This window comes from Leisingera sp. ABM4_103, assembly GCF_056158685.1.
In genome coordinates, this window is sequence record NZ_JBSWTU010000005.1 from 3771956 (window position 1) to 3792077 (window position 20122).

The window sequence follows — 20122 nt, forward strand, 5'->3', positions numbered from 1 at the left end:
CGATGAGCGTTATCGTGACGGACACGGGCTTTGCCCAGGATGACTGGACCGGCGGCTTTGACGGCGCCAATGTGCTGGAACTGGCCTCGGATGCCAGCCTGAATGACGTGCCGCTGGACGGCGTCGAACTGGTGCGGGTGCAATTCCCCAGCTTTGCCGATGGCCGCGGCTTCACCCTGGCCCGCCAGCTGCGGCTGAAGGGTTATGAGGGCCGCCTGCGCGCCTTTGGCCATGTGCTGGCCGACCAGTACGCGATGGCCCGCCGCTCCGGCTTTGACGAGGTGGAGATCAGCGATGAGCTGGCCGCCCGCCAGCCCGAGGAACAGTGGCTTGCCCGCGCCGACTGGAAGGCGCATAGCTACCAGGCCCGCCTGCGCGGCAGCACCGCTGCCCGCTGCGCCGGCCCTCTGCGAACCCGGGAAACACCCCTGAAACCGGTTCCGTTGCGTCACGCGCGGGGCCGGTTTTCCAAAACCGGGGCTTTTCCTGACCTGTATCAAAGATTAATCATAGGTGCCGGTTATTCCTCCGGCAGTGCAACCGATGAATGAGATGACAACCGTGACCGACACTGCAACCGACCCGAAACCGGCCAAAGCGGTGCCGGCCCTGCCCGACGCCCAGACCGTCACCGAGGTGAAACACTGGACCGACCGGCTGTTTTCCTTCCGCTGCACCCGGCCCGCGTCGCTGCGCTTCCGCTCCGGCGAGTTCGTGATGATCGGTCTGATGAACGATCCGGACCCCAAGACCGGCAAGCAGAAGCCGCTGTTGCGCGCCTATTCCATCGCGTCGCCCAGCTGGGACGAGGAAATGGAGTTCTACTCGATCAAGGTGCAGGACGGCCCGCTGACCTCCAAGCTGCAGCACATCAAGCCGGGCGACGAGATCATCCTGCGGCCCAAGCCCGTCGGCACCCTGGTGCATGACGCGCTGCTGCCCGGCAAGCGGATCTGGTTCTTTGCCACCGGCACCGGCTTTGCGCCCTTTGCCTCGCTCCTGCGCGAGCCGCAGACCTATGAGGACTACGACGAGGTGATCATCACCCACACCTGCCGCGAGGTCGGTGAGCTGGAGTACGGCAAGCGCCTGATCGACAGCCTGAAGGACGATGAACTGCTGAACGAGGTGATCGGCGAAGGCTTCTGGAAGAAGATCAAATACTACCCGACCACCACCCGCGAGGAGAGCCCCAAGATGGGCCGCATCACCGACCTGATGCGCTCTGGCGAGGCGTTTGCGGAACTCGGCGTGCCGCCGCTGAACCCGGAAAGCGACCGCGCGATGATCTGCGGCAACCTGGCGTTCAACCTGGAGCTCAAGGACCTGTTTGAGAACACCTATGGTCTTGAGGAGGGCGCCAACTCCAAGCCCGCCCATTTCGTGGTGGAAAAGGCGTTCCTGGACTGATCCCGGGCCGGGCTGCCCCCGCGGGCTGCCCGATTTTTGACACTGTTTTGACGGGAGGCCGCCGCCTCCCGTTTATCATTTGTTGGGGATGATTCTGTATTCCTGAGCCAAGTATCCAGAATGGAGAAGCTCGAAATGCAGAATGAACTGGCCTCAGGGCAGGCGCCCGTCTTCACGTCCGTGCGCACAGAGGCAGGCAAGGCGCGCGTCAAGTCCGCGGTGGCAGGGTTTCAGGCCCGTCCGGATCAAGTGCAGCCCTCGATCCCCGAAAGAATTGCCAGCGTCAAGGAACGCTATGACCCGCGCGCCATCAGCCCGCAGGACATCGACCAGATGTTCGACGCGCTGGTGCAGGCCGGCCACCCGGTGACCGCGCAGATGCTGCTGCTAAACTCGATGGGCGAGAAATTCCGCAGCCGCCTGGCCGGCATCACCGGCAGCGCCTACGACGGCTCCAAACCGCTGGACCTGGTCGGCGTGGCACAGCTGCAGATCCAGCGGGCCCGCAAACAAGGCAGCAGCGCCGGCGGCTGGGAGACGTTTCTGGCCTTCCTGGCGCCTCAGGCCCCGACCCAGGCTCAGCCTCAAGCCCAGGCTCAAGCCCAGGCTCAGGCGGGCGGCCAGACCCCGCTGGACCAGATGGCCAGGATCGCGCAGCAGGCGCAGGCCCGGCCCCACTGATCCCCGCCGGCATCCGGCGGCCGGGAGGAGCCGGCCGCGCGGGGTCATGCAGGGGGTTGCAGCAGCGCTTAGTTGCTGCCGGCAGTGCCTTCGGTTTCCACGGCCGCGCCGCCTTCAACCGCTCCGGCCGCGCTGTTCAGCTCCTCGGTGGCGGCATCGGCTGCCGAGTCCTGTGCCGCATCTGCCGCGCCTGCGGCTGTATCGGCAGCGGCATCCGCGGCCTGACCCGCTTGATCCGCAGCCTCATCGGCCGCATCCGCGGCTTCACCCGCCAGGTCTGCGACGCCGCCAGCGGTCTCACCGGCGGACTCCTGTACCGCGTCGACAGCATCGCCTGCCGCCTCGGCCGCAGCGCCCGCCGCTTCGTTCAGCGTGTCCTGCACAGCCTCGACAGCCGACCCGGCAGCTTCGGCGCCGGATTCGATGGCCCCTTCCACCGCTTCTGCCGCGTCTTGCACAGCCTGCTCAGCCGGGGCAGCGCTCTCTTCAGCCGTTTCCGGTACCGTGCTGCTCTGCTCCTCTTCGGCCTGCGGAACGGTCTCCAGCGGCGCTGTCTCCTGCGGCTCCGGGCCTGTCAGCATCATGTAGCCGGCCACCGCGGCAACACCGAGGGCAATCACGATCAACAACTGTTTCATAATGGACTCCTTCCATGACCCGGCCCCGCTGGCCGGTCTCTCGCCATCTGCTCTGCCAAATGGGGCGGCACCTGGCCCCGCTCAAGGGGAAAGTTCCCCGCAGCCCGCGCACGGGCGGCCGCGCGCCGCTGCGCCGGTCCAACCGGCGGAACCCCGCCGCAATTGAGCCTTTTCAGGAGCTTGCACGGCGCAGCTTCCGGCCGGCCGCAGCCGGAAAAGACGCCTGTTTTAAGGGCCATTTGCAATATGCGGCCTTGAAAAGCGGCTTTCCTGCCGCCATACCGCGCATAAGCCTTAAATCACATGCGCGGGGGCAGTAGCGTTCCCGCACTTTTTGCAATGACAGAAGGATCGCAGTCATAGCCCGCAGACCTCATAACGCGCCGCCTCAACGTGATACCGGCCCGCGCGTCAACGAAAAAATCCGCGCCCCCGAAATCCGCCTGATCGGCGCCGATGGCGAAAACGTCGGTGTTGTGCATCCGGCCAAGGCCATGGACATGGCCGCCGAAGCCGGACTTGATCTGGTTGAAATCTCGCCCAACGCCAACCCGCCCGTGTGCAAGATCATGGACTTTGGCAAGTTCAAGTACGAACAGCAAAAGCGCGAGAGCGAAGCCCGCAAGAAGCAGAAGATCATCGAGGTCAAAGAGGTCAAGTTCCGTCCCAACACGGACACTCATGACTATGACGTGAAGATGCGCAACGTCGTCAAGTTCCTGGAGAACGGCGACAAGGTGAAGGTCACCCTGCGCTTCCGCGGCCGCGAAATGGCGCACCAGAACCTTGGCCGCGAACTGCTGGAGCGGGTCGCCGAGGACACCAAGGAAATCGGCAAGGTCGAGAACATGCCGAAGATGGAAGGCCGCCAGATGATCATGATGATCGGTCCGCTGGCCAAGAAATAAGCCGCGCGCCGCAGGTGCATGGCACAGCCCCGCAGGTTCCGCCTGCGGGGCTTTTTGTTTGCTGCGGTTAGCGGTGCCTTAATGCCTGCCCGGTTATACCTATGCCATCCTCAGTGAAAGCAGACGCATGACCAGTTTGACCGATGTTCAGAACACCGCCTTCATGGCCATCGGCCCCAGCCGCATCGCCGCCCTGTCGCTGCTGGCACTGGCGCAGGCGCCGGCCGGGGCGGACAGCAGCGGTGCGGAGGATGTCTTGGCCTTGTCGGTGCAGCGCATCCGCGCGGCGCATGATATGCTGGGCAGCGGGCTGCAAGGGCTGCTGGACGCCTGCGGCTACACACTCCCTGCTGAGCTTGAGGCCAAGCGCGGGACCTGCCTTGAGCTGCTGACGCCGCTCCACCGCGCAGCGGTCCAGGCGGATGGCGGCGCAGCGCTGGATCATGTGCGCGCGGTGCCGGAACTGGGCGCCCTCTGCCTCTACCGGCTGGAACCAGCGGTGTCGGCCTTCCTCAAAGACCTGGTGCATTGCCTGAGCGAGGCGCAGCAGCTCCGCGAGGCGGAGCGTGATGAGCAGATGCGCGCGACCATCGCCACCGCCGAAGGGGTCGGGAAAAACATCAAGTTCATTTCCTTCAACGCCTCGATCGAGGCCGCGCGGATCGGCGATATGGGCAAGGGCTTTGCCGTCATTGCCACCGAGATCCGGGAGCTATCCGGCAAGACGCAGAGCCTGCTGGAAGAAATGTCGGGCTATCTGAAGCACTGACACGGGAACAGGCACCGGAGACCGGTGCATGCGCATTTAGCTGGCCATGGCCGATCAGCCCGCCGCGGCCACGGCCCGCTTGGCCATCACTCCAACCAGATGGGCGCGGTATTCCTTGGTGCCATGCAGGTCCCCGATCATGCCGCCGGCATCCACGCTCAGCCCGTCCAGCGCGTCCGGCGCGAAATCGGCATCCAGCGCCGCCTCGGCCTCGTTCCAGCGGAACACGCCCTCCTCCGAAGCACCAGTCACCGCCACCCGCACCCCGGCGGCGTATTTGGCAACAAACACGCCCACCAGCGCAAAGCGCGAGGCGGGTTGCAGGAATTTCTGGTAATTGGCCTTTTCCGGCACCGGGAACCGCACCGCGGTGATGATCTCGCCCTCCTCCAGCGCCGTCTCGAACAGGCCGCGGAAATAGTCGTCAGAGGTGATCTCGCGGGTGTTGGTCACGATGGTGGCGCCGCTGCCCAGCGCCGCCGCCGGATAGCAGGCGGCCGGGTCGTTGTTGGCCAGCGAGCCGCCGATGGTGCCGCGGTTGCGGACCGCCGGGTCGCCGATGTGGCTGGCCAGATCAGCCAGCGCCGGATAGCTGCCCGCCGCGGCCTCTGCCACTTCGCCATGGGTGACGGCGCCGCCGATGGTCAGCATGCCGCCGTTGTCGCTCAGCTCCTTCAGCTGCGGAATGCCGCTGAGGCTCACCAGTTTCGACGGCATCGCCAGCCGCTGCTTCAGCGTCGGGATCAGCGTCTGCCCGCCGCCGAGCGCCTGCGCGTCCTCATCCGCCAGCGCGGCCACGGCCTCAGCGACGGTCGAGGGTTTCTCGAATTCGAATTCATACATCGCGTATCCTTTCCGAAAACCGGCTGACCGGCTTTCATCTTTCCGAAAATACTCCGGGGGTATGGGGGCAGAGCCCCCATGAACCCTTACCCATTCATCGCCGCCCAAACACGCGCGGGCGACAGCGGCATGTCGATATGGGTGACGTTCTTGCCGCCCGATTGCAGCGCGTCGATCACCGCGTTGACCACCGCCGGCGGCGAGCCAATCGCACCGGCCTCGCCGCAGCCCTTCACGCCCAGAGGATTGTGGGTGCAGGGGGTCTGGCAGGAGTGGTCCACCTGGTAGAACGGCACGTCGTCAGCCCGGGGCATCGCGTAATCCATGAAGGAGGCCGACAGCAGCTGGCCGTCCTCGTCATAGGCCGCATTCTCCAGCAGCGCCTGGCCGATGCCCTGCCCCAGCCCGCCGTGGACCTGGCCGTCGACGATCATCGGGTTGATGATATTGCCGAAGTCATCGGCCGCTGCGAAGCGTTCGATGGTGACCTTGCCGGTGTCGGGATCAACCTCCACCTCGCAGGCATAGGCGCCGGCCGGATAGGTGAAGTTGGCCGGATCATAGAACGCGGTCTCCTCCAGCCCCGGCTCCAGCTCTTCCAGCGGGTAGTTGTGGGGGACATAGGCCGTCAGACAGACATCGCCCCAGGCGACGGACTTGTCGGTGCCCGCAACGGTGAACTGGCCGTCCTTCAGCTCGATATCGGCGTCGGAGGCCTCCATCAGGTGGGCGGCGATCTTCTTGGCCTTGGCGATGATCTTCTCGGTCGCGCGCACCATGGCCGAGCCGCAGACCGCGATGGAGCGCGAGCCGTAAGTGCCCATGCCGAACGGCACCCGCCCGGTGTCGCCATGCACGATGTCGACCATGCTCTCATCAATGCCGATCATGTCGGCGACGACCTGCGGGAAGGTGGTTTCATGCCCCTGCCCGTGCGCATGCGCCCCGACCATCACGCTGATGGAGCCGGTGGCATTGACCCGCACCGTGGCGGCATCGTAAAGCCCCGCACGGGCGCCCAGCATGCCGACGATGTTGGAGGGCGCGATGCCGCAGGCCTCGATATAGCAGTTGACGCCAAAGCCGCGCAGCTTGCCGTTCTTCTCGCTTTCCGCACGCCGGGCGGCGAAGCCTGCCACGTCGGCGACCTGTTCCAGCTTGTCCATGGTCGCCACGTAATCGCCGGTGTCATAAGTGAGCGCCACCGGGGTTTCATAGGGAAACTCGGTGATGAAGTTCTGGCGGCGCAGCGCAATCGGGTCGGCGCCCAGCTCGCGCGCGGCCTTGTCGATGACGCGCTCCAGCTGATAGGTCGCCTCCGGCCGGCCGGCGCCGCGGTAGGCATCGACGGGCACCGTGTTGGTGAACACGGTCTTGACGTTCACTTGCACGATCGGCGTCTTGTAGTTCCCGGCCATCAGGGTGCCATGCAGGTAGCTGGGCACCGAGGTGGAGAAGGTGGACAGATATGCGCCCATGTTGGCCATCGTATTGGTGCGCAGCGCGGTGAAGTTATTGTCGCCGTCCAGCGCCAGCTCGATCTTGGTCACATGATCGCGGCCGTGGGCGTCGGAGATGAACGCCTCGGCCCTTGTCGAGGTCCATTTGACCGCCCGCCCGCAGGCCTTGGCGGCGAAGGTGCAGAAGGCTTCCTCGGCATAGTGGAAGATCTTGGAGCCGAAACCGCCGCCCACATCCGGCGCGATCACCCGCACCTTGTGCTCCGGCAGGCCCAGCACGAAGGCACACATCAGGAGGCGGATCACATGCGGGTTCTGGCTGGTGGTGTGGAGCGTGTATTCATCCGCCCCGCGGTTGTAGTCGCCGATGGCCACACGCGGCTCCATCGGGTTGGCGACCAGGCGGTTGTTGACCAGCTCCAGCGTGGTCACATGGGCGGCGCTGTCAAAGGCCGCCTGCACCGCGTCGTCGTCGTCGTTCCCGAACACCCAGTCATAACAGAGGTTTGAGGTCAGATCCTCATGCACCTTGGTGGCATCCTCGGCCAGCGCAGCGGCCATGTTGACCACGGCGGGCTTGTCGCTCAGGTCCAGCTCGATGGCCTCGGCCGCGTCGCGGGCCTGCTCAAGCGTGTCGGCGACCACGGCGGCGACGATCTCGCCCACGTGGCGGATGGTGCCGTGCGCAATGATCGGGTGGCGCGGCTCCTGCTGCGGGTTGCCGTGGCGGTCGGTGACGCCCCAGCCGCAGGGGATGCCGCCGACCTCGGCGAAATCGGCGCCGGTGAAGATCTTCACCACACCGGGCATCTCGGCCGCTGCTGATGTGTCGATGGAATTGATGGTCGCATGGGCCACATCCGCGCGCAGGAAATGCACGTAGGCCTGGCCGTTCACGTTGATGTCGTCGGTGTAATTCCCGGCTCCTGTCAGGAACCGCACGTCCTCGCGCCGCTTGGGGCTGGCGCCGATGCCGTTATCCTTGGGCATGTCTGGTCTTTCCTCCCTGGAGGGTGCTGCCTGTCCGGCGCACCTCTTGGTAACTCACTCCTTGTTCAGCTCAGGCCGGGTGCCGGCCTGGGGTCTTCCTGTCACTCCGCCGCGATGGAGGACACGTCCTGCCCCGAGGCCGCCATGATCGCCTTGACGATGTTGTGGTAGCCGGTGCAGCGGCACAGGTTGCCCTCGAGATAGTCGCGGATTTCCTGTTCGCTGGGCTTGGGGTTGTCCTTCAGCAGCGCTGCCGCCGACATCACCATGCCCGGCGTGCAGAAACCGCATTGCAGACCGTGATGGTCCTGGAACGCCTGCTGGATCGTGTTCAGCGAGCCGTCGGCGTTGGCCTGCCCTTCGATGGTGGCAACCTCTGCGCCTTCGGCCTCAAGCGCCAGCATGGTGCAGGCTTTCACCGCCTTGCCGTCCACATGCACGACGCAGGCGCCGCACTGGCTGGTGTCGCAGCCCACATGGGTGCCGGTCAGCCCGAGCTCTTCCCGAAGGAATGAGGACAGCAGCGTGCGCCCTTCAACCTCGCCGCTGGCAGCCTTGCCATTCACGGTCATGGAGACCTTGGCCATAGTACCCTCCCTTTAGCTTGTTTTTGTCTGGCTGGGGGGAGTTAAGCACGGGCCGCGCCATCCGCGAAGTGTTTTAACAGGGGGGCAGAGGGTAAATTTCGCGTCAGAAGCGCTTACCCAAGGTTGTGACCCTGCGTCACAAATCCCGCGCTGCGCTGCGGCGTCAGCCTTCTGCGTCGCGGCGCGGCATCGGGCGGGTTGGAATTTCCTTGAGCAGCCCGCCAACACCCATCGCGGCGATATCGGCAGAGGTGACAGGAATGCCGCAGATCACCCGCTCCAGCACCCAGTCGGCGCCGTTGAGTGCGGGAGAGCGGGCGCAGCCCGGCAGGCCGATCACCGGCTTGGTCTGGTATTTGCCAAGAAACAGCAGATTGCCGGGGTCCACCGGCATGCCGAAGCGGGTCACTGTGCCGCCCGCGTTGCGCACAGCCTGCGGCGCCACGTCGTGCGGGTCGGAGGTGGCGGAGCCTGTCAGCACCAGCACCAGCTGCCCCGGCGCCTGGGTGATGGCCTCAGCCAGCGCATCCTCGCGGTGCGGCACCACCACCCGCGCCGACAGGCTGAGGCCCATCCGGTGCAACCGGCCCGCCATTGCGGCGCGGCCCTTGTCGGGGGGCGTGTCCTTGCTCACCGTGGTTTCGATCAGCGTGGCGGAGGACAGCACCGGCGGCAGCACCCGGATCGCGTCCCCGGCGCCCTCGCTGGCGCGGCGGATGGCGTCGGCGGGCACGCCATAGGAGATGATCTTTATCGTTGCCAGCATCCCCCCCGCGTCGGCGCGGTGATAGTCCGGCACGGTGGCGACGGTGATCATCGGGTCCACCGCGTTGACCGCCTCCAGCTTGGCGCGGTCCAGCCGCACGACCCCGGCGCCTGTGGTGTACAGGTTCACCCGCCCGGTGCCCGCGCCGGAAATCCGGATGCCCTGCGCGGACGGATCCGGCACCAGTGCGTGTGCCAGCGCCTCGGCGGCAGCGTCCTCATTCATGTCGGCGGGGTCGAGCCGCGCGGCGGTCAGCGTCTCATGGCCCGCCGCAGCAAGCTCTGCGAGGTCTTCACCAGTCAGCACCGTGCCCTTGGCGACCTTGCGAGTGGCGCCTTGCAGCGAGTGCGCGAGGATGGCGCCTTCGGCGTCCTTCAGGGGAACCGGGCCAAACCTCATGGCTGCTTGCCGCGCAGGACGGCGGTCATTTCCGCGAGGATCGAGACGGCGATTTCCGCTGGACCGGCGGCGCCGATGTCGAGGCCGATGGGGCCGTGGATGCGGCTGATCTGTTCTTCGGTAATGCCGGCTTCCTGCATCCGGGCGACGCGTGCGGCGTGGGTCTTCTTGGAGCCCAGCGCGCCGATGTAGAACACGTCTGCAGCCAGCCCCGCGTGCAAGGCCGGGTCGTCCAGTTTGGGGTCGTGGGTCAGCAGCACCAGCGCGGTGCGGGTATCGAGGCCCAGCTTTTGCACCGCCTCGTCCGGCCAGTCGTCCATCAGGGTCTCGCCGGGGAAGCGTTCCGGCGACGCGAAGGCCGCGCGGGGGTCGATGATCACCGGATCATACCCCGCGATCCGCGCCATCGGCACCAGGGCCTGCGCGATGTGGACCGCGCCGACACAGACCAGCCGCAGAGGCGGGTTGTGAACAGCCACGAAGGTCTCGCCATCGTCCTCCAAGCCAGAGCGGTCCATGCGCATCCGGTCGGGGTATGCGCCGCGCAGAAGTTGCCGCGCGCCGGTGGTGAGGTTTACTTCACAGGCAACAGGCGTGCGGGCGGCGCGGGCCTGAACCAGCTCCTCAAGCATCTCCGCGGGCAGCGCGGAGCCGACCGGCTCCACCAGCACCTTGATGGTGCCGCCGCAGGCGAGGCCGACGGCAAAGGCGTCCTCGTCGCTGACGCCGAATTCCAGGAGCCGGTGCTTGCCGTCTGCCAGCGCTTCCTGCGCCTCGACCACCACTGCGCCTTCGACGCAGCCGCCGGAGACGGAGCCTTCGATCCTGCCATCGCCGGAGACCACCAGCTGCGAGCCGGTGCGGCGCGGGGCCGAACCCCAGGTCTGCACCACGGTGGCCAATACGGCGCCTGCGCCTGCCTTGTGCCAATCCAGCGCGGTTTCCGGCGCGTTCTCAAATTGGGCGGTGTGCTGCATCTTGCGTCTCTCCCCGGACCGCCAGGGCGGCGGCTGCCTTTAAACCTCGGCGCTGGCAGGGGAAGTTTCAAGCGCGAAGCGCCCGCAAAAGACGGGCGGAAGACCGGAAAGCGCCCGCCATCCCCGGCGGGCGCTCCCCTGTTGCCCTGCGCGCGGGTTATTCCGCGGGCTGCGCGGCCGCTTTCTGCGGCACCAGCCGTTCCGGCAGGGCAAAGGCCAATGCGATGAATCCAAGGCCCAGGATGATGCCCAGCAGATCACCGGGCAGCGCCATCAGGCCTTCGTATTTGGCACCCGGAACAAAGCCCAGGGTCACCTTGCCGCCCGCGAAGCTGTCCAGCAGGCCGCTGGCCTTCCACGCCGGGTAGGTGACCATGTAGGCCGCCGCGCCCAGCAGGCCGCCCGCGATGAAGAACAGCGCGTCCTTGCGGCCCGAGGCGGCGGCGACCACGCCGGTGCCGGGGCAATAGCCCGCCAGCGCCCAGCCCGCGCCCAGCATCAGCCCGCCGATGAAGACACCGGCATAGGCGGCCTTGACCGACATGTGGCCGACATCGACCAGCCCCGCCATCTGGCCGCCGAACATCAGGACCGAGCCGGTGCCGATCGCCAGCAGGATGGATTTCGCCAGGTTCAGATTGGTGAGGTTCAGCATCTTGCCGATGTAGTTGGGGTTGGAGGCCCCGATCCGGTCCAGCACCGCGCCAAAGGCGGCGCCGATCACGATTGCCAGGATAATGGTAGTCATGGCTCAGGCCTCCTTCTTGAACAGCATCAGCGAGACGGGGATCGCGGCGGCAAAGGCGCCGGCGGCAAAGATGTAGCCCGACAGTGCGGTCTGCATCATGCCGGACATCATGTGGCCCGAGGTGCAGCCGCCCGCCAGCCGCGCGCCATACAGCACTATGAAGCCGCCGAGGAAGGCCGCGGCATAGCGTTTCGCGGTGCTGTCCCCGAAGTTGGCGCGCCACAGGGCGTGCACGCTGCGCTCAGCCCCCGTGATGCCGCCGCGCAGCTTGGCCGACAGCAGCCCGCCCAGCGCCATCGCCAGCACGAATACAAAGCTGTAGTTGAGCGGATTGGCGACGGATTTCGCGTATTTGCCATCCGATTTCGCCAGATAGGCGTTGGTGGAGGTGTAGCCTTCGGCGGTTTCCGTCACCAGCTGCGGGTTCACGGCGTCGGCGATGATGCCGTCGAGGATCACAAACTGGGTCGACACCCCGATGGGTTTGACCAGCAGCACCGCCAGGAAGAACACCAGCCCCAGCAGGAGCCCCCCGGCTTTCCAGTTGAGTGGCATGTTAGCTCCTTTCGCACGTTACATTCTATTTTCAGAATATATTGGAGCGATAAGGTGCGGATTGATTCAGATCAAGTCACATTCTGAATTTGGAATTCATTTACGCCGGGTCACAGCAGCGCCATCAAACGGGCCTTTTCGCCCGCATCCGCAGGGCTGGAGATCACCTGGGCCAGCTCCTCCAGCGAGGCGATGGAGTGGCCGGCGCGGAAGCTGTCGGTATAAGGCAGCATGGCACGGATGCCCTGCGCCTTGGGCGCGAAGCCATCCCAGCGCAGCAGGGGATTCAGCCAGATCAGGCGGCGCGAGGAGAGCTGCAGCCGCTGCATCTCGCGCGCCAATGCCTCCGGGTCGCCGCGGTCCAGCCCGTCGGAGATCAAGAGCACTACCGCCCCCTGCCCCATCACCCGCCGCGACCAGTCGCGGTTGAAGGCGTGCAGGCAGTCGCCGATGCGGGTGCCGCCCTCCCAGTCCTGCGCCTCAGCCCCCGCCGCCGCCAGCGCCGCGTCGACATCGCGCTGGTGCAGGTGGCGGGTGATATTGGTGAGCCTTGTGCCGAAGGTGAAGCCATGCACCCTGGCCCAGCCTGCGCCCTTGGCGTTGGCGGCGGCGTGCAGGAAATGCAGGATGATACGGCTGTACTGGCTCATCGAGCCGGAGATGTCGCAGAGCACCACCAGGTTGGGCCAGCGGATCCGGCGTTTGGCGCGGGCGATGGTTTGCAAGTCGCCGCCCTGCCGCGCGGCCTTGCGCAGGGTGCGGCGCCAGTCTGCCCGGCGCCCCTGCGGAGAGGCCATCAGGCGGCGGGACTGGATCGGCGTCACCGGCAGCTGCAGCTGCGCCAGGATGCGTTTGGCGGCGGCAATCTCGGCCGTGCTCATCTGCTCGAAATCGAGGGTTTTCAGGCGCTCCTCTGCCGTAGCTGTACGGGAGGCGTCGATGTCGATTTCGGTACCCTCTGGCTCCTCCGCCGGGGTGCCGGGCGGCTCCAGCATCCCGTCCAGCAGCGCCTCGGCGGCGCGTTTTTCGGCTGGTTTCGCCGCGCGTTCCTCCTGCACGCCGCGGATCGCGGGCAGCATCGCGGCCATCATCTGCTCAAGGTATCTGGGGTCGCGCCAGAACAGGCGGAAGACCTGGGCGAAGACCAGCCGCTGCTCCGGCTTGGTGACGAAACAGGCGTGCAGCGCCCAGTAGAAATCCTCGCGGCTGGTGAAGCCTGCGGCGGCCACTGCCTGCACCGCGTCCAGCACCCGGCCCGGCCCGATCGGCAGCCCCGCCTTGCGCAAGGCGCGGGCGAAATGGGTGATGTTGCGGACCAGCTTGGGGTTGTCCGGCAAGGGGAGCGGCGGATAGTCGGGCACTACCGTGTTTCATGGGGGCTCTGCCCCCATACCCCCGGAGTATTTCGGGAAAGATGAAACATCAGGCCGCGTCCAGGCCGGCCCTTGCCTGATCCAGGATGCGCTTGGCCTCGGAGCCCTGCAGGCGGGCGATGTCGTCCTGGTACTTGAGGATGGCGCCTAGAGTGTCGGCGATGACCTCGGGGCTGAGGGCGATCACGTCGAGCGCCAGCAGGCAATTGGCCCAGTCGATGGTTTCCGCCACACCCGGCTTCTTGAACAGGTCCTCGGTGCGCAGCGCCTGCACGAAGGCGACGATTTCGCGGCTAAGCTGCTGGCTGGCCTCGGGGGCACGGGCGTTCAGGATTTCCACCTCGCGGCTGAAGTCAGGGTAGTCGACCCAGTGGTAGAGGCAACGGCGTTTCAGCGCGTCGTGCACTTCGCGCGTGCGGTTGGAAGTGAGCACCACGATGGGCGGCTCCGGGGCGTGGATGGTGCCGAGTTCCGGGATCGTCACCTGGAAATCGGAGAGCGCTTCCAGCAGGAAAGCCTCAAACGGCTCATCGGTGCGGTCGAGCTCGTCGATCAGCAGCACCGGCGCGCCGCGTTCATCCGGGCGCATCGCCTGCAAGAGCGGGCGTTCGATCAGGTAATCAGCGGAAAAGAGTTCGTTTTGCAGCGCGGCGCGGTCGGCAGCGCCCGCAGCTTCTGCGGTGCGGATGGCGACCATCTGGGCGGCGAAGTTCCACTCGTAGACGGCGCTGGCGGCGTCCAGCCCTTCGTAGCATTGCAGCCGGATCAGGCGGCGGCCCAGGCCCGCGGCCAGTGCCTTGGCGATCTCGGTCTTGCCGGTGCCGGCCTCGCCCTCCAGGAACAGCGGGCGGCCCAGTTTCAGCGACAGGAACACCACCGTGGCCAGCGCCCGGCCGCAGACATAGCCCTGGCCGGAGAGTATCTGCTGAACCTGATCGATTGACTGCGCCTGCTGCATGCTGACCCCCTTTGCCCGCCCAACAGGCCACGCGGGGCGGCCCCGGTCAAGCCGCGCGGCGCGGAGACGCTGCGGCGGCGGCGCCGGCCCGGGCGGCCGGAGAGTTGTAAATCCCGTCCGGGCGGTTAAAACTTCCACGCAGAGATGCGCTGACCCGGGCGCGGGTTACGAGGACCGAGAAGCACGCCATGCGCAACGCCCCGCACAAGCTGTCCCGCCAGCCTGCCCGAACCGCTGCGGCCATCCGGGGGGGGCTGAGACGGATGCGGGTTCTGGCCATCCTCTGCGTGCGCAACGAAGCCGCCTTTCTGCTGGAATGGCTGGCCCACCACCGGGCCGCCGGATTTACCGATTTCCTGGTGTTTTCAAACAACTGCCAGGACGGGACGGCCAAGATACTGGACCGGCTGCAGGAGCTGGGGCAGCTTACCCACCTGCGCAACGAAGGGCCTTATGACAAGGGCGGCATCCAGTTTACCGCACTGAAGCAGGCGGACCGGCATCCGCTGGTGAAACAGGCCGATTGGATCCTGGTGCTGGATATCGACGAGTTCGTTTGCATCAAGACCGGCGGCGGCACGGTGGCGGACCTGCTGGCGGCGCTGCCGGAGGCGGATGCGGTGACGCTGACCTGGCGGCTGTTCGGCAATGCCGGGATCGTGCGTTACGAGGATATGCCGGTCACCGAACAGTTCACCCGCTGCGCGCCGGAGGTGATCCACTGGCCCTGGCGGGCGGTGATGTTCAAGACGCTTTACCGCAATGACGGCACCTACCGGAAATGCGGCGTCCACCGGCCGCGCGATGTCAAGGACACGGCGCGGCTGGAGGGCTACCGCTGGTTCGATTGCGAGGGGCGCGAGCTGGGCGAGGCGTTCAAGACCAAGCGGCTGTTTTCCGATTACGGCCAGCCCAACGGGCGGCTGGCGCAGCTGAACCATTATCCGCTGGGCGCCATGGAAAGCTATGTGCTGAAGGCCGACCGCGGCCGGGTCAACCGGCAGGCGGAGCTGGGCATGGATTACTGGGTCGAGCGCAATTATTGCACGGACACAGACACCTCCATCGCCCGCTGCGGCGCGGCGCGGGCGGAGCTGCAGTCCAGCCTGCTGAGCGACCCGGAGCTGGCGCGGCTGCATGCCAAAGCGGTGGAATGGCGCCATGCCCGGTTTGCAGCCCTGATGCAGCAGGAGCCCAGCCGCGCGCTGTTTGCCCGGCTTCTGATGACGCCGCCCTCGCGCGCGGTGAGCCCGGCAGCGGCGCGGCTGCTGCGGGAGTTTGCCCTTCAGGGTCCGTCCGCGGGGCTGCCGCCCCAGGACGGCAGCTGAGCCGCCGGCAGCGTTGCTGAAGGCCGCCGAAAGGACGCCGCAACGCCTTAATGAGGCAGGAGTTTTTCCAATTTTAGCCTTATTTCCCTCCTAACTGTTACTGCGAACATCAGGCCCGGACTGTTTCTGGAAGGGCACAGAGGATAGCAGGCATGCAGGACGGACTTGAAAATCTGGATGAAGACCTTTCCGGGCTGAAGCCGGCCCAGTGGAAGGCCCGGATGGCGGAGCTGGCCGAAGAGCATGGCATGTATCAGCCGCTCGGCGACCGGCATTTCGCCACCTTCATCGATCAGGGCAACACGCTGCTGGTGACCTTCGAGACCATGCAGGGCATCCACAACCTGTCCGATCAGGCACAGCCGCTGGGTTTTGACCTGGTGAAGAACCTGGGCTGGTCGCATATGTGCGTGGTCTCCGACGGCGACACCTGGTTCCGCGACGACCTCATCTACGGGTTTTTCGATCAGCTGATCGACGACGGCTTTTTCGACGAGTTCGACAATGTGATCTTTTACGGCGCGGGCCCCTGCGGTTATGCGGCAGCGGCCTATTCGGTGGCATCCCCCGGAGCTGTGGTGGTGGCGGTGCAGCCGCAGGCAACGCTGGATCCGCGGATGACCGAATGGGACGACCGGTTTGCCGAAATGCGGCGCCTGTCCTTTACCGACCGCTACGGCTATGCGCCGGATATGTTGGATGCGGCGGATCAGGCCTATGTGATCTATGATCCGCAGGAGCGGCTGGACGCCATGCACGCGGCACTGTTTGCCCGCAAGAACGTGACGCGGCTGCGCGCATCCCACATGGGCGATGCAGTGCAGACCCGGCTGATCGAGATGGAGATGCTCTATCACATCCTGTCGCTGGCCGGCAGCCGCAAGCTGACCGGGGCGGCTTTTTACAAACTGTTCCGCAGCCGCCGCAACAACTCCTTTTACCTGCGCAACCTGCTGGGACGGCTGGAGCGGGAGAACCGCCCGTGCCTGATGGCGCTGATGTGCCGCAACGTGACTGAGCGGATGCGCGCGCCCCGGTTCCGCCGCCGCCTGCAGGAGCTGGAAAAGCGCGCGGAGGCCGGCGGCTTCACCATTCCCCCAAAACGCTGAAGCGGACCCGGCAGGCGCGCATTCAGCCGCTTTGTTTCCGTGCGGTCATGTGCTAACGCGGGCGCATGACCGACACGCTGACCATCCCCCGCCCCGACGACTGGCACCTGCATCTGCGCGACGGCGCAATGCTGCAGGCCGTGCTGCCCGAAACCGCCCGCCATTTCGGCCGCGCCATCATCATGCCGAACCTGGTGCCGCCGGTGGTGACCGGGGATCAGGCCGCCGCCTACCGCGGCCGCATCCTGGCGGCGCTGCCCGAAGGCATGGCGTTTGAGCCGCTGATGACGCTGTATCTGACCGAGGACACCGATCCTGAAGATGTGGCCGCAGCCCATGCCAGCGGGCTGGTCAAGGCGGTAAAGCTGTACCCGGCGGGGGCGACCACCAATTCGGCGTCCGGCGTGCGCGACTTCGACAAGGTGCGCCCGGTGCTGGAGAAAATGGCTGAGATCGGCCTGCCGCTGTGCACTCACGGCGAGGTCACCGACCACGACATCGACATCTTCGACCGCGAGGCGGTGTTCATCGACCGGGTGCTGGATCCGATCCGCCGGTCCACCCCCGGCCTGCGGGTGGTGATGGAGCATATCACCACCAGGAACGCCGCCGACTATGTGGCCAGCCAGGACAAGGATCTGGGCGCGACCATCACCACGCACCACCTGATCATCAACCGCAACCACATCCTGGTGGGCGGCATCAAGCCGCACTACTACTGCCTGCCGGTGGCCAAGCGCGAAGAGCACCGCCTGGCGCTGCGCGCTGCTGCCACCTCGGGCGACAAGCGCTATTTCCTGGGCACCAACTCGGCGCCGCACACCGACCCGAACAAGGAAAGCGCCTGCGGCTGTGCGGGCTGTTTCACCGCCACCAACACCATGTCCCTGCTGGCGCACGTGTTCGAGGAAGAAGGCGCGCTGGACAAGCTGGCGGGCTTTGCCTCAGAGAATGGCCCGGCGTTTTACGGCCTGCCGGTGAGCGATCAGACGCTGACCCTGACCAAGTCGGACGCCGCCGTGGCGTTTCCGGAGAAGATCGAAAGCGGCGACGGGCCTGTCACCGTGTTCGATCCGGGCTTTGACGTGTACTGGCGTGCCGAATAGCAACACTTGTTAACCAACAGTAAACTTTCTGTCCCCTTCGCCTTGCCGGGAATCAGCAGTCCCCCTCAAGTTTCGGGCTATTGATTTCCGCCAGCGGCGGCCGCTGGCTTATACCGGTAAGGGGCAATGTTATGACAACTTTTACGTTCAGTGGCGCGCGGGTCGATTTTGTGGACGGCGAACCATCGTCGGTCAGCAACATCGAAGTGCAGGTGACGGTTCCGGATGCCAGCTCGACCTTCACCTATTCCATTATCGGTCGTGACGACGACGGCGTTGCCTATATCGAAATGAATGACGATGTCCTTCAGGCGATTGCCGGCGGCGTCAACCTGGACAACCTTGGTTTCGACGCCCTGTCCGACGAGACGCTGATGACGCGGGTTACCTGGTCCGGCGGCACAAGCGTGGTCCTGGGTGTCAGCCTGGAAACCGGCGAGAACACCGACACAGAATTTTATCTTGTGATTGACGGGGCCGCGCTGCCGCAAGTGAGCTCACCGGCGGATTGGAATGCCTTCGACGACACCATCTCCGGCATCGCCGACCCCACCGGGGCACTGGCGCCGGGCCAGGTCATCGCGTGGTCGTCGCTGGCCACCACCGGGTCCACCGAAGACGACGAATTCTACGGCACACCGGGCCGTGACAGCTATAAAGGCGGTGCCGGCGACGACTATTTCGTCAGCTCCGACGGGCGCGACACTTACAACGGCGGCAGCGGCGGCTTTGACCAGGTCGCGTTCACCTGGGACCCCAGCGGTGTCATTGCGCATCTGGGCAAGGGCACCGCGACGGACGGCTGGGGCAGGACCGACACGCTGAAAAGCATCGAGATGCTGCGCGGCTCGGCCCATGACGATAAGCTGACCGGCAACGGAAAAGCCAACTACTTCCGCGGGCTGGAAGGCAACGACACCATCCAGGGCGGCAAGGGCAAGGACGAGGTCCGCTATGACCGCGACGAACGCTATGGCGGCGAGGATGGGGTTACCGTGAACCTGAGCAAAGGTTTTGCCATCGACGGTTTCGGTGACCGCGACACGCTGAGAAGCATCGAACGCGCGCGCGGTTCCGACAGCGGGGATAAGCTCACAGGCAATGGCGGCAGCAACCGCCTGATGGGCGAAGGCGGCAATGACACCCTGTCCGGCAAAGGAGGCGACGACCTTATCCTGGGCGGCGCCGGCCGTGACAAGATCAACGGCGACAGCGGCAACGACGAACTGTTTGGAGATGGCGGCGCCGACCGGTTCATTTTCAAGGGCGCCTTCGGCGACGATACCGTGTCCGATTTCCAGACAAAGGGCCGCAAGGAAAAGATTGATCTGGACGGTGTCAGCAGCATCAAGTCCTTCCGCGATCTGAAGAACAACCACCTGTCCGAAAACGGCGATGGCGATGCTGTGATCAGCGACAACAACGGCAACACGATCACGCTGGACGGGATCGGCATAGCTGACCTGTCGGGCAACGATTTCATTTTCTGACCCCTGCTGCGTGCGGCTCCCGCGAACTTGGGGGCCGCCCCTTTCCGGGGCTTCAAACCGGTGGCGTTCCGGTTTATGGACAGCAAAACCGCTGCCGCAAAGGATGCCTGCCGCCATGATCCCCTCTGCCTTCCCGTCGAAAGAAGAAATCGCCCGCCTGTCGGCCCGGATGCTGCTGGAAATCGGCGCGGTGAACTTTAATACCGAGACGCCCTATACCCTGGCGTCCGGCCTGCCCTCGCCCAGCTATATCGACTGCCGCAAGCTGATCTCCTTTCCGCGCATCCGCTCCACCCTGATGGACTTCATGGCGGTGACCGTGATGCGCAATGCGGGCTTTGAAGCGTTCGACAACATCGCCGGCGGTGAAACCGCGGGCATCCCCTTTGCCGCGCTGGTGGCAGAGCGGCTGGCGCTGCCGATGACCTATGTGCGCAAGAAACCCAAAGGGTACGGCAAGAACGCCCGCATCGAGGGCGCGATGAGCGAAGGCGAGCGGGTGCTGCTGGTGGAGGACCTGACCACCGATGGCGGCTCCAAACTGTCGTTTGTGGATGCGATCCGCGAGACCGGCGCCACCTGCGGCCACACTGCGGTGATCTTCTATTACGACATCTTCCCGGAAACCACCAAGACGCTGGGCGATCACGGCGTGGAGCTGCACTACCTGTGCACCTGGTGGGACGTGCTGGCCGAAGCGCGCGCGCAGGGCGCCTTCAGCTCTGAAACGCTGGATGAGGTGGAGAATTTCCTGAAGGATCCGCGCGCCTGGCAGGAAGCGCACAAGGCAGATTGAGGCAACGGCGGGCAAATTGCCCGCCAGCCCGCCGCCGGACCCGCTGCGTGCGAAGATCCGCTTAACGCAAGGTTAAGCGTTACACGACGGGCTGTGGAAAAGCCCGCTTCGAATCGTTTCCCGCAGGGGTTGATGAGCAGATATAGGGGTCTATCCAAGCCCCGCCGCATCATGTAGCATGCATATGACAGGCTTGCTGGCCCAATGCCGCAAACAGCCCACAGCCCCGGT

At 65.6% G+C, this 20122-nt stretch carries 19 protein-coding genes and 1 pseudogene; 10 read left to right on the forward strand and 10 right to left on the reverse strand.

The features are described 5' to 3' along the window. Positions 1–2: 2 nt before the first annotated feature. From ACXAED_RS20305 to ACXAED_RS20315, 3 genes and pseudogenes are all read left to right on the forward strand, one after another. Positions 3–395, forward strand: a pseudogene (locus ACXAED_RS20305) (DUF934 domain-containing protein); the annotation flags it as partial. A gap of 148 nt (positions 396–543) precedes the next feature. Next, complete coding sequence (locus tag ACXAED_RS20310) at positions 544–1410, forward strand: ferredoxin--NADP reductase (RefSeq protein WP_475052818.1); 867 nt, start codon at positions 544–546, stop codon at positions 1408–1410. A 135-nt stretch (positions 1411–1545) separates the two neighbouring features. Continuing rightward, a complete protein-coding gene (locus tag ACXAED_RS20315; protein ID WP_475052820.1) occupies positions 1546–2091 on the forward strand; it encodes a hypothetical protein in 546 nt (181 codons plus the stop codon). A gap of 68 nt (positions 2092–2159) precedes the next feature. Here the strand turns inward: ACXAED_RS20315 and ACXAED_RS20320 are convergent, their stop codons facing one another. Further along, complete coding sequence (locus ACXAED_RS20320; protein WP_475052823.1) at positions 2160–2729, reverse strand: hypothetical protein; 570 nt, start codon at positions 2727–2729, stop codon at positions 2160–2162. Positions 2730–3175: 446 nt separating this feature from the next. On the opposite strand from ACXAED_RS20320, the gene infC reads away from it, so the two are divergent. Both infC and ACXAED_RS20330 read left to right on the forward strand, forming a co-directional pair. Beyond that, positions 3176–3637, forward strand: a complete 462-nt coding sequence (gene infC, locus ACXAED_RS20325) for a translation initiation factor IF-3 (RefSeq protein WP_475053166.1) — start codon at positions 3176–3178, stop codon at positions 3635–3637. A 127-nt stretch (positions 3638–3764) separates the two neighbouring features. Further along, positions 3765–4406 (forward strand): methyl-accepting chemotaxis protein, encoded by a 642-nt coding sequence (locus tag ACXAED_RS20330; protein ID WP_475052825.1) that lies wholly within the window; start codon positions 3765–3767, stop codon positions 4404–4406. Between the two features lie 54 nt (positions 4407–4460). Here ACXAED_RS20330 and ACXAED_RS20335 read toward each other — a convergent pair whose 3' ends face one another. From ACXAED_RS20335 to ACXAED_RS20375, 9 genes are all read right to left on the reverse strand, one after another. Then, positions 4461–5249 (reverse strand): FAD binding domain-containing protein, encoded by a 789-nt coding sequence (locus ACXAED_RS20335; protein ID WP_475052827.1) that lies wholly within the window; start codon positions 5247–5249, stop codon positions 4461–4463. 86 nt (positions 5250–5335) lie between these two features. Then, the gene (locus ACXAED_RS20340) at positions 5336–7699 is read right to left on the reverse strand and encodes a xanthine dehydrogenase family protein molybdopterin-binding subunit (RefSeq protein ID WP_475052828.1); all 2364 of its coding nucleotides are present in this window, start codon (positions 7697–7699) and stop codon (positions 5336–5338) included. A gap of 101 nt (positions 7700–7800) precedes the next feature. Next, a complete protein-coding gene (locus tag ACXAED_RS20345; RefSeq protein WP_421053542.1) occupies positions 7801–8286 on the reverse strand; it encodes a (2Fe-2S)-binding protein in 486 nt (161 codons plus the stop codon). A 163-nt stretch (positions 8287–8449) separates the two neighbouring features. Next, positions 8450–9451, reverse strand: a complete 1002-nt coding sequence (locus ACXAED_RS20350; protein WP_475052830.1) for a molybdopterin-binding protein — start codon at positions 9449–9451, stop codon at positions 8450–8452. Beyond that, positions 9448–10428: an XdhC family protein gene (locus tag ACXAED_RS20355; protein WP_475052832.1), complete on the reverse strand. Its 981-nt coding sequence runs from the start codon at positions 10426–10428 to the stop codon at positions 9448–9450. Before ACXAED_RS20355 ends, ACXAED_RS20350 begins: the two co-directional genes overlap by 4 nt. A 157-nt stretch (positions 10429–10585) precedes the next feature. Next, positions 10586–11176 (reverse strand): DUF6691 family protein, encoded by a 591-nt coding sequence (locus tag ACXAED_RS20360; protein WP_475052835.1) that lies wholly within the window; start codon positions 11174–11176, stop codon positions 10586–10588. 3 nt (positions 11177–11179) lie between these two features. Continuing rightward, positions 11180–11731 carry a YeeE/YedE thiosulfate transporter family protein gene (locus ACXAED_RS20365; protein ID WP_475052837.1) on the reverse strand — a complete coding sequence of 184 codons (552 nt, stop codon included), beginning with the start codon at positions 11729–11731 and terminating at the stop codon, positions 11180–11182. A 110-nt stretch (positions 11732–11841) separates the two neighbouring features. After that, a complete protein-coding gene (locus tag ACXAED_RS20370; protein WP_475052839.1) occupies positions 11842–13092 on the reverse strand; it encodes a vWA domain-containing protein in 1251 nt (416 codons plus the stop codon). Between the two features lie 61 nt (positions 13093–13153). Beyond that, a complete protein-coding gene (locus ACXAED_RS20375; RefSeq protein ID WP_475052841.1) occupies positions 13154–14062 on the reverse strand; it encodes an AAA family ATPase in 909 nt (302 codons plus the stop codon). 263 nt (positions 14063–14325) lie between these two features. On the opposite strand from ACXAED_RS20375, the gene ACXAED_RS20380 reads away from it, so the two are divergent. From ACXAED_RS20380 to ACXAED_RS20400, 5 genes are all read left to right on the forward strand, one after another. Next, positions 14326–15390 carry a glycosyltransferase family 2 protein gene (locus ACXAED_RS20380; RefSeq protein WP_475053167.1) on the forward strand — a complete coding sequence of 355 codons (1065 nt, stop codon included), beginning with the start codon at positions 14326–14328 and terminating at the stop codon, positions 15388–15390. A 152-nt stretch (positions 15391–15542) separates the two neighbouring features. Next, positions 15543–16499, forward strand: coding sequence for a phosphoadenosine phosphosulfate reductase (locus ACXAED_RS20385; protein ID WP_475052843.1), 957 nt, complete (start codon positions 15543–15545; stop codon positions 16497–16499). Between the two features lie 65 nt (positions 16500–16564). Further along, on the forward strand, positions 16565–17605 hold the full coding sequence (pyrC, locus tag ACXAED_RS20390) for a dihydroorotase (RefSeq protein ID WP_475052845.1): 1041 nt from the start codon (positions 16565–16567) through the stop codon (positions 17603–17605). Between the two features lie 131 nt (positions 17606–17736). Then, positions 17737–19095 (forward strand): calcium-binding protein, encoded by a 1359-nt coding sequence (locus ACXAED_RS20395; protein WP_475052848.1) that lies wholly within the window; start codon positions 17737–17739, stop codon positions 19093–19095. 115 nt (positions 19096–19210) lie between these two features. Further along, entirely contained in the window at positions 19211–19891 is a 681-nt protein-coding gene (locus ACXAED_RS20400) for an orotate phosphoribosyltransferase (RefSeq protein WP_475052849.1), read from the forward strand. The last annotated feature ends 231 nt before the right edge of the window (positions 19892–20122 follow it).